Genomic DNA, 6,568 nt, shown 5'->3' on the forward strand with positions numbered 1-6,568 from the left:
GGGAGGAAGTCTCCGGTCTGTGCTTTTCTTTGCAGTCAGAGATTGATAGTGTTCCGGCTGACATGGAAAACTTGACTGGCTTCGGTTTTGGGTATACCGTCTAGTTCAATTGCATTAATAACTTTTTGTCTAAGGTCGTAACTGTAGGGGGCTGGCATTTTGGGTCTTATGTAGATATCCTTGCCATTATACGTCCTAACTGTTCTGTCTTGTGCTATACCTCGAAGCCTCGGCGGAAAGGATGAATACAAGAATCTTCAGCTATTACACCGCCACACCCGCGATGATAAGACGGCACTTGATAACGCTAACGCTGTATCCTTCACAAGGGAGCAATCAAACCAGGAGCCGTGTGAAGGGAAACTTTCACGCACGGTTCTGAATGGGAGGAGATAGAGGTGACTCTATTTTCGACCCCTAATAAATAGTGAATCATGTTCAGTAGTCAATGGATGTTTGAGGGGCTATTCATCAGGGTAGTAGCTAGAAGGCCAACTCACTTGACCAGGGGATGAGCAGCCATGAACAGTTATCAATCATGGCTGATTGCTATAATGGATGAAACTAGGAGCTAAAAATGTCCAACACTTTGTTAAAACAACTGCGAGATTTTACTATTGTTGTTGCTGATACTGGGGATATCAAAGCTATTCACAACTTTACCCCCCAAGATGCCACTACTAACCCATCTTTGATTACAGCAGCAGCAGGGATGCCAGAATATCAAGGTATTGTTGATGATACCCTGAAACAAGCTCGCGCTGAACTAGGAACCGAAGCGACTCCGAAAGATGTAGCTACCCGAGCCACGGACCGTTTAGCCGTGGCTTTTGGGTTACAAATTCTGGAAATTATTCCGGGTCGCGTCTCGACAGAAGTTGATGCTCGTTTATCTTATGATACTGAAGGCACGATCGCTAAAGCTCGTTATCTGATTTCTGAATATGAATCCCACGGTGTTTCACGTGATCGCATTTTGATTAAAATTGCTTCGACCTGGGAGGGAATTCGCACCGCCGAAATCTTAGAAAAAGAAGGGATCCACTGTAATCTTACCCTATTATTTGGATTTCATCAAGCCGTCGCCTGTGCTGAAGCTGGAGTGACGCTAATTTCCCCCTTTGTCGGTCGGATTTTAGACTGGTATAAAAAGAAGACCGGACGGGAAAATTATGCCCCTCATGAAGACCCTGGGGTGCAATCTGTTACCCAAATTTATAACTACTACAAAAAATTCGGCTATCCCACGGAAGTGATGGGAGCGAGTTTCCGTAATATTGGCGAAATCACTGAACTGGCTGGCTGTGATTTACTCACAATTTCTCCGAGTCTTCTTGAAGAACTTGATACTAAAACGGGAGATTTACCCCGCAAACTCGACCCCGAATTAGCTAAATCATCGGACATAGAAAAAATCTCAATGGATGGGTCAACCTTTGCTAAAATGCACAAGGAAGATTCGATGGCTTTCGACAAATTAGAGGAAGGAATCAAGGGGTTTTCTAAGGCTTTAGAATCCTTGGAATACCTACTCGCCGAACGATTAACTATCCTCGAAAGTTAGGAAACTTTAACCCATGCGGATTAAGAGTTATGACCTGTTTTTGACCCCGATGGAGATGGATTTATCACCCGTAAAGAATGGGCTGGAACCGATGCTGTTTCTCAGGATTTAGATGACAATAAGGATGGTCGGACTACTCCCCCTGTCTCCAGCCCTCTCCCAGAAGGAGAGGGAGTAAGATAGGGAGTTTTATTACCTGTTTCTCATTGTCCATTGTCAATTTTCAATTATCCATTAGCTATGTTAGAACCTGCACAAACTGTCCAAATTTTTGAAAACCTACCGGAGCAGATTTTATCGGCCGGAGAGGTAATTTTTGAAGAAGGAGAACCCGGCGATTTAATGTACGGTATTCTTGAGGGGGAAGTAGATTTTGTGGTGAAGGGAAAAGTAATTGAAACCCTGAAAAAGGGGGATGTGTTTGGGGAAGGAGCCCTAGTTCATCCAGAGAAAACTCGCGCCTCTACAGCCATAGCCAAAACTGGCTGTAAACTGGCAACAATGGATGAACGGCGATTTTTATTCGCCATTCAACAGACCCCCCTATTTGCTTTACTGGTAATGAGAAGTTTCTCGAATCGCCTCCGTAATTTAAAGCGATCGCTTTAATTTCTCAGATATCAGTTCAGTATAGTTTCTGGGGTTTCAATATTGACATTATCCTGATGACCATTTTGGCTGGTGGAACAGGTACTGTGTATTTCTGATTCTTCTCCCAGATAGACACCAAGAGCCCTGGCTGTTTCTATCCAAAATCCATTAGGGTCAAGTAGGCGGGGGCTATTCTGAAATACCTTTTCGAGGGAGACGGTGACAACTTGGTGGTTACTCCAAGCCACCATTTTGCCATAGTTTTCAGCGGCAATCACATCAACAGCAGTTTTACCAAAAGCCGTAGCCAGCAAGCGATCTTGAGCGGAAGGCGCACCACCGCGCTGGACGTGACCAAGGACTGTAGCTCGCGATTCTACCCCCAGTGTGGTTTCGATTTCCGTAGCCACATATTCACCTATACCGCGTAATCGTACTTCTCCCAAAGCATCTTTATAAGACCGGGACTCTCCGCTGGTAGTTTTAGCACCTTCAGCGACGACGACGATCGCAAATTTGCGCTCCCATAAATTACGTAACTGCTGTATGCGTTTACACAAACCAGAGACAGAATAGCGAATTTCTGGAATCAAGATAGCATCTGCGCCGCCAACAATTCCAGAATGTAGAGCTAAGTGTCCGGTGGTGCGACCCATAACTTCGACAACCATCACCCGATCATGGCTCGCAGCCGTACAGCTAAGGCGATCGAGGGAATCTAAAATTGTACTCACAGCGGAATTAAAACCCACCGAGAGTTCCGTACAAGCGACATCATTATCAATAGTCTTGGGAACCCCTACCAGGTTCATATTGCCCTTTTTCGCCAATTTGTGCAAAATGGCAAGGCTACCGTCTCCACCAATAGCGATCAGAGCATCCAATTCCAAGTCATGGTAGCCAGAAATTACCTCATCAGCTTGAGCCTCGGTATCTCCCTTATTAATGGACCCCAGAATAGTCCCACCCATACTCAGTAACGGGTCAATCCCATGGCGTTCTAATCCATAGCGGTTCAACACAACACTTTTACGCTCAATTAGGCCCTGGGTGGCATAGGGAATGCCCCGTACTTCCCAATTATATTCACAAGTAGCATAATTCACGACAGCGCGAATTACTGCATTCAGACCGGGACAGTCTCCTCCACTGGTCAAAATCCCGATACGCTTACGTTTAGTCATAATATGTAAGCCTCCAAAAGTTAGGAACTTCAATTCTTGCCGATCGCCTTCTCCCGGACAGTTCCAGGTTTTCCATCCCAATCTAGTTTTGGTTTTTGGCCAAATTGGTCGTCAACTTATGCAACCTGTCTTTAGGGATATGGGCAATCTTCCCGTTAAACTGGGCTATCTTGGTTAGTCTGGGCTTTAGTTCTTCGAGCCCATTGAGCCGTTGTTACCGTCACACTTCAAATCCTACAGCCAATCACACCAAAGGATGTATAATTTTGGTTTTTTTTAGTTTTTCTTAACCTGGGTTTAAACCCCGTTACTCAAATTTTACAACTAGATCGTATCAGCCGATCGCCACTTATCTAGGAGTTGACAAAATCCCATAATTGTGCATAAATGATATCGGGAAATTTGAGGAAATCCTGACATCAGACCACAAATTTAAGATTAATTTAAGATTCCTTCCCTTGACCGAAATTTGGTAAAAGCATATAGCTGTGGTAAGGTTGATCTGGTAATCTCCCCCTAGGGCGATCGCATACTTGTTGAACAATTAATAATTGTTTAAGCTGCATTACCAACCCGCTCACTGTGGTAGAATACCAGCAGTTAAACTCAGTCCCAGAGTTGCTATTTTCTCGGCTAGTCAATAAATCTAGCCCTAAAATTTCGCTGTTAAAATCTATTTTTTAACAGCAGTTAATACAGTAGTATTATCCCAACGGAGGATTATCTAAATCATGGCAATTAAAGTAGGTATTAACGGCTTTGGTCGCATCGGACGCTTAGTAATGCGCTATGGTAGCCAACACCCTGACATTCAGTTTGTCGGCATTAACGATCTCGTTCCGGCTGATGCCTTAGCATACCTGTTAAAATACGACTCTACCCACGGACGCTTTAACGGTAAAGTAGAATCCGAAGATGAAGCCATTGTTGTGGATGGACAGACCATTCGCTGTACATCTATCAAAGACCCCACCCAACTACCATGGAAGGAACTAGGAGTAGATTATGTAGTAGAATCTACTGGCTTATTTACCAACTATGATGGCGCTTATAAGCACATCGAAGCAGGTGCTAAACGGGTAGTTATTTCCGCACCCACCAAAGACCCAGAAAAAGTCAAAACCTTAGTGGTTGGGGTTAACCATCAAGACTTCGATCCAGCTTCTCACCCCATTGTTTCCAATGCTAGTTGTACCACTAACTGTTTAGCGCCGATTTCTAAAGTTATTCAAGACAACTTTGGGTTAGCAGAAGGTCTAATGACCACAGTTCACTCTTTGACGGCGACTCAACCAACGGTAGACGGTCCTAGTCGCAAAGACTGGCGTGGTGGACGTGGTGCGACTCAAAACATCATCCCGGCTTCCACCGGAGCGGCTAAAGCTGTTACCCTAGTATTACCAGAACTAAAAGGCCGTTTAACTGGTATGGCTTTCCGGGTTCCCACTCCTAACGTCTCAGCGGTAGACCTAACTTTCCGCACAGAAAAAGCCACGACCTATGACGAGATTTGTGCAGCGATGAAATCGGCTTCCGAAGGTGCGATGAAAGGCATTTTAGGATACACAGATGAAGATGTAGTTTCTTCGGACTTTATTACGGACGGTCATTCTAGCATTTTTGATGCGGGAGCGGGAATCGAACTGAACTCTAATTTCTTTAAAATAGTATCTTGGTACGATAACGAATGGGGTTATTCCTGTCGTGTAATTGACCTAATGCTATCTATGGCTAAGGCTGACGGCTTGCTGTAGTCACCAAGTGCGCCTATGGTTTCCAGAGGCTACGCGAACCCATTTTAGGGAAACCCGGTTTTCACAAAAATCGGGTTTCTGGTTTCCTCTCATCTATAATTGGAGTCAATGGCGATGCACGAAGTTGGCATTATGGAACAAACCCTAGCGATCGCCTTACAAAAAGCCAAAGAACAAGGCGCTAATCAGATTCACCGTATTAAAATGACAGTAGGCGCTGATTCTGGAGTAGCCGTAGAAGCCCTAGAATTTGCTTTTGATGTCGTGGTTGCTGGAACGATCGCCGCCAAAGCCAAATTTGAGATCGACTATCTCCCGGTTCGCTGTTACTGTCAGCACTGTAATCAGGAATTTGAACCCAAAACCTGGTTTTATGAATGTCCCCAGTGCGGCGAACCCAGTCTTGACATTCGCCAAGGAAGAGAATTAGAACTGACATCCTTAGAGGTTTCGTAGTTATGTGTACCAATTGCGGTTGCGCCGTCACACCAGGAAACATCCACATTCACAGTCACGCCATAGATCACGATCACGATCATGGTCACGATCACCACCATGGTCACGATCATCACCACCACCATGATCATAACCATGATCATAGCCATGATCATCAGCACACCGAACATCAAACGGTGGATGTTCACACAGCCATCCTTTCCAAAAATGACCGACTCGCGGAAAGAAATCGAGGTTTCTTTTTAGCAAAAAAACTTTTTGCGATCAATGTGCTGTCTTCTCCCGGTTCAGGAAAAACAGCATTGCTGGAACGCACTTTATCAGATATGGGTTCCCGTCTCAATAGTGCGGTGATTGTGGGAGACCTGGAAACGGATAATGATGCTCAAAGGTTGCGACGAACTCGAATGCAGGTAGTGCAAATTACGACGGGAAGCGTCTGTCATCTGGAAGCGGAAATGATCTCCCAGGCTTTAAGTAAAATCAACCTGGATAATCTGCAATTATTATTTATCGAAAATGTGGGGAACCTAGTTTGTCCCGCCGCCTACGACCTGGGGGAAAATTTGCGGGTAGCTGTGTTGTCGGTGACGGAAGGAGAAGATAAACCCCTAAAATATCCGACTCTGTTCAAAACTGCCAATATAGCCATCATCAATAAAATCGACATTGCGGAAGCGGTAGGGTTCGATCGCGAAACTGCGATTAACAATATCCGCCGCATTGCACCACAAGCTGAGATTTTGGAGGTATCTGCTCGTACTGGGGAAGGTATGGAAGCCTGGTATGATTACCTGGAGAAGGCTTGTTCGTTAGAAGCGATCGCCATCTAAAATCAGGGATGGGGAGTCTGGAGACTTCCAACGAAGGACTCCACCATAGGTCGTCCCGTGAGTAGTAGTCACACAAAAAAACAGGGGGAATTCAGCCCCAGGGCGAACGATGGGATTCGAAGTCATCAGGATAGCCTATAACCCCTATTCTACCGCCATTATAATGCGCTCGAAAGCGATCGCACT

The 6,568-nt window shown here is 45.2% G+C and carries 8 protein-coding genes and 2 pseudogenes; 6 read left to right on the plus strand and 4 right to left on the minus strand.

Going from position 1 to position 6,568, the window contains the following annotated elements:
- Positions 1 to 38 precede the first annotated feature (38 nt).
- A pseudogene (locus P5674_RS22535) lies at positions 39 to 158 on the minus strand (IS630 transposase-related protein); the annotation flags it as partial.
- A 58-nt stretch (positions 159 to 216) separates the two neighbouring features.
- On the opposite strand from P5674_RS22535, the pseudogene P5674_RS26715 reads away from it, so the two are divergent.
- From P5674_RS26715 to P5674_RS22545, 3 genes and pseudogenes are all read left to right on the plus strand, one after another.
- Positions 217 to 396, plus strand: a pseudogene (locus P5674_RS26715) (group II intron reverse transcriptase/maturase); the annotation flags it as partial.
- Positions 397 to 577: 181 nt separating this feature from the next.
- Entirely contained in the window at positions 578 to 1,564 is a 987-nt protein-coding gene (locus P5674_RS22540) for a transaldolase (RefSeq protein ID WP_006616709.1), read from the plus strand.
- A 240-nt stretch (positions 1,565 to 1,804) separates the two neighbouring features.
- Positions 1,805 to 2,173, plus strand: a complete 369-nt coding sequence (locus P5674_RS22545; RefSeq protein WP_006616710.1) for a cyclic nucleotide-binding domain-containing protein — start codon at positions 1,805 to 1,807, stop codon at positions 2,171 to 2,173.
- Between the two features lie 11 nt (positions 2,174 to 2,184).
- Here P5674_RS22545 and P5674_RS22550 read toward each other — a convergent pair whose 3' ends face one another.
- Entirely contained in the window at positions 2,185 to 3,339 is a 1,155-nt protein-coding gene (locus P5674_RS22550; RefSeq protein WP_006616711.1) for an ATP-dependent 6-phosphofructokinase, read from the minus strand.
- A 443-nt stretch (positions 3,340 to 3,782) separates the two neighbouring features.
- Positions 3,783 to 3,980, minus strand: a complete 198-nt coding sequence (locus P5674_RS22555) for a hypothetical protein (protein WP_126277485.1) — start codon at positions 3,978 to 3,980, stop codon at positions 3,783 to 3,785.
- Between the two features lie 90 nt (positions 3,981 to 4,070).
- Between P5674_RS22555 and gap the strand changes: the two genes are divergently transcribed.
- The 3 genes from gap (at position 4,071) to hypB (ending at position 6,382) form a co-directional block, all read left to right on the plus strand.
- Entirely contained in the window at positions 4,071 to 5,093 is a 1,023-nt protein-coding gene (gap, locus tag P5674_RS22560; protein WP_006616712.1) for a type I glyceraldehyde-3-phosphate dehydrogenase, read from the plus strand.
- Positions 5,094 to 5,207: 114 nt separating this feature from the next.
- Positions 5,208 to 5,549: a hydrogenase maturation nickel metallochaperone HypA gene (hypA, locus tag P5674_RS22565; RefSeq protein ID WP_014275065.1), complete on the plus strand. Its 342-nt coding sequence runs from the start codon at positions 5,208 to 5,210 to the stop codon at positions 5,547 to 5,549.
- Between the two features lie 2 nt (positions 5,550 to 5,551).
- The gene (gene hypB / locus P5674_RS22570) at positions 5,552 to 6,382 is read left to right on the plus strand and encodes a hydrogenase nickel incorporation protein HypB (RefSeq protein WP_006616714.1); all 831 of its coding nucleotides are present in this window, start codon (positions 5,552 to 5,554) and stop codon (positions 6,380 to 6,382) included.
- Here the strand turns inward: hypB and P5674_RS22575 are convergent.
- Positions 6,362 to 6,508 (minus strand): hypothetical protein, encoded by a 147-nt coding sequence (locus P5674_RS22575; protein WP_157888686.1) that lies wholly within the window; start codon positions 6,506 to 6,508, stop codon positions 6,362 to 6,364. The genes hypB and P5674_RS22575 overlap by 21 nt on opposite strands.
- Positions 6,509 to 6,568 lie beyond the last annotated feature (60 nt).

Origin of the sequence: Limnospira sp. PMC 289.06 (genome assembly GCF_032350395.1) — a bacterium.
GTDB classification, from domain to species: domain Bacteria; phylum Cyanobacteriota; class Cyanobacteriia; order Cyanobacteriales; family Microcoleaceae; genus Limnospira; species Limnospira platensis.